General features: G+C 52.2%; 2 protein-coding genes. Both read right to left on the reverse strand.

Annotated features, from left to right (window positions below):
* Window positions 1-1,058: formate--tetrahydrofolate ligase (locus tag AC1WIP_RS13460; RefSeq protein ID WP_481142309.1), on the reverse strand; the 1,058-nt coding region annotated here is incomplete at its 3' end.
* A 34-nt stretch (window positions 1,059-1,092) separates the two neighbouring features.
* Window positions 1,093-3,317, reverse strand: a 2,225-nt coding sequence (locus AC1WIP_RS13465; protein WP_481142310.1) for a DNA translocase FtsK, incomplete at its 5' end; no start/stop codon positions are given.

Raw genomic sequence — 3,317 nt, forward strand, 5'->3', positions numbered from 1 at the left:
AAAGCAGACACATCTTCCTGTTTTAAATCAGCCTTTGCCGCCCCTCCATTATACTTTAACGCCCTGACGGTGGCCACCAGAACCGCCGCATCGGGCTTAAGGCCTGAAATACGGCATTTGATATCAAAAAACTTTTCCGCTCCCAGATCAGCGCCGAAGCCAGCCTCTGTAATACAATAATCCGCCATCTTAAGCGCCGCCTTGGTAGCCCGCACGGAATTACACCCGTGGGCAATGTTGGCAAAAGGGCCTCCATGCACCAACGCCGGCGTATGCTCCAGGGTCTGTATCAGGTTCGGCTTCAGGGCATCCTTAAGAAGGGCAGCCATGGCGCCCACCGCCTTCAAATCTCCCGCCGTGACAGGCTCTCCGTCAAAATTGTAGGCTGCTACAATTTTGCCAAGCCGCTCCTTCAGATCCTTCATATCCTCTGCAAGGCACAAAATCGCCATGATCTCGCTTGCCACTGTGATTACAAAGTGATCCTCTCTCACAAATCCATCCGTACGTCCCCCAAGACCGATCACCACATTCCTCAAGGCTCTGTCATTCATATCCTCGCATCTCTTCCAGACAATCTGTCTTGGGTCGATCTCCAGCTCATTTCCCTGCTGGATATGATTGTCAATAAGCGCCGCCAAAAGATTGTTGGCGGAGGTAACGGCATGAAAATCCCCCGTAAAATGAAGATTCAAATCCTCCATAGGCACCAGCTGGGAATAGCCGCCTCCCGCAGCACCTCCCTTAACGCCAAAGCAAGGACCCAGCGACGGCTCTCTCAAAGCCAGAATGGCCTTCTTTCCCAATTTTCCAAATGCCTGCCCCAGCCCTATGCTGGTAGTGGTCTTTCCCTCTCCCGCTGGAGTGGGATTGATGGCAGTTACCAGGATAAGCTTTCCGTCTGGCTGTCCTTTCATTCTCTCCATATACGCTTCCGAAAGCTTGGCCTTATAGGTTCCATAAAGCTCAAGCTCTCCTTCCTCAATTCCAATGGTCCGGGCAATCTCTGTAATAGGCTTCATAACCGCTTCCTGGGCAATCTGAATATCTGTTTTCATGGCACTGTCAACCTCTCTTACTCCTAGATTCTGCTTATATTTCTTCCAAAAGCTGTTCGAACTGCTCCATACTCATCAACACTTTTCTGGGCTTGGTGCCTTCCTCCTCACCCACCACACCGTACTCACACAGCTGATCCATAATCCTGGCAGCTCTGTTAAATCCGATTTTGAGTACGCGCTGCAGCATGCCTATGGAAGCTTTGTCCTTGTCAATGATAAATCTGCCGGCCTCCGCAAAGTACTCATCCCTCTGTGATGCCTGGCCGGAGCCGCTTCCTCCTCCGGAAGCGCTTCCCATGGTCTTTATTTTTTCTTCAATCTCCTCCGCATAGGTGTTGCCCAGCGCCTGATTTTTCAGGAAATCCACCACATCGGAAACCTCCTTGTCAGACACAAACGCCCCCTGTATGCGGGCAGGCTTGGAATAACCCTGTGGATAAAACAGCATGTCGCCTTTTCCTAAAAGCTTCTCCGCACCGTTCATATCAAGAATCGTACGGGAATCCACGCCGCTGGAAACGGAAAAAGCCACACGGCTGGGCATATTGGCCTTGATCAAGCCGGTGATTACATCAACGCTTGGTCTCTGTGTTGCAATGATCAGATGAATCCCCGCTGCTCTGGCCAGCTGTGCCAGACGGCAGATAGATTCCTCCACCTCCCCGGGACAGACCATCATAAGATCCGCCAGCTCATCCACAATGATAACAATCTGGGGCAGCTTTCCGGGAGCCGTCTCATCGCCCTTTTCCCGCATGGCCTCCACCTTTTGGTTATAGCCCTTTAAATCACGCACGTTGAAATCCGCAAATTTGCGGTAGCGGTCCTCCATCTCACTAACCCCCCAGTGAAGGGCGGCAGAGGCCTTTTTCGGGTCCGTGACCACCGGAATTAAAAGATGGGGTATCCCATTATAGACGCTTAGCTCCACCACCTTTGGGTCAACCATGATCAGCTTTACATCATCAGGATGGGCCTTGTAGAGAATGCTCATGATCAGCGTGTTGATACACACGGGTTTTCCGGAGCCTGTGGCTCCTGCAATCAGCATATGAGGCATCTTTGCAATATCCGCCACCACCACCTTGCCCGCAATATCCTTTCCCACCGCAAAGGCAAGATTGGAGGGAAACTCCTTGAATTCCTTGGTCTCCAAAAGATCACGCAGGGCCACCGGCATATTTTCCTTGTTTGGAACCTCAATGCCGATAGCCGCCTTGCCAGGGATAGGCGCTTCAATACGAATATCCGTAGCCGCCAGATTCAGCTTGATATCGTCCGCAAGCCCCACGATCTTCGACACCTTCACGCCTTGCTCCGGCTGCAGCTCATAACGGGTTACGCTGGGCCCCTGGCTGATATCTGTGATGGTAACCCTCACGCCGAAGGTGTTCAGCGTCTGCTGCAGGCGAAGAGCCGTCTCCTTGAGCTCTCTGGTGGAATCTCCTGTGGCCGTCACGCCCTTCTTAAGCCTTGAGAGCGGTGGAAACATATATTTTCTCGGAATTCTTTTTTCCGCGCTTTGAATGTCCCTATGTATCTCCTCTCTAGTGTCCCCAAGGGGCTTTTCCTGCTTTTCAGAAGTCATTTTCTCCGGCCTCTTTACAGCAGCTGGACTCTCCTCCGGAATTCCCTCCTTGTGGATGCGGATTCTGGAAGCCGCAACGGTATCTGAAAGCCCACTTTCCGGCGCTTCCTCCCCCGGCTCCTCCAAAAGCTCCCGGTTCTCCTGTACAGGCTCAGGAGAATTAGACTGATACGCGCTGCGGATTTGGATTCTTTCAAAATCAAAATCCGGTTCCTCTTTGGCTTGTGCTGGGGAATTCTGTTCCTGGGAAAAATCCGCCTCTCTGGAAAAGGTAATCTCATGGATATCGTCTCTTCGCCGTTCCTCCAAGGGCTTTGACAGGGAGGTGTCCAGCATCACCCCCGTTACCTTCTTCTCCATGCGCAGAATCCTTTCGTTTTCCTTTTCCTCCGCCTTCAGCCTGCGCGCTTCTTCTCTTCTGGCTCTCGCAGCCTCCTGATCCTCTCTGCGCTGTCTTGTGTATTCTCTTCTTCTTTCCGCGTCCTCCCTGCCCCTTTCACGGATGCGGCTTCCCCCGTCCTTTACCGTGGGCAGCAGAGATTTTTCCGTCAAAAGAATCAGGCTGATTGTAGAGCACAAAATGACAACCAGCACCGTACCGATGGTTTCCATATAATGATGCAGCAAAAAGGCGAGGCTGCCCGCCAATACGCCGCCTCCATTCCTTC

Source organism: Acetatifactor sp., assembly GCF_982438285.1.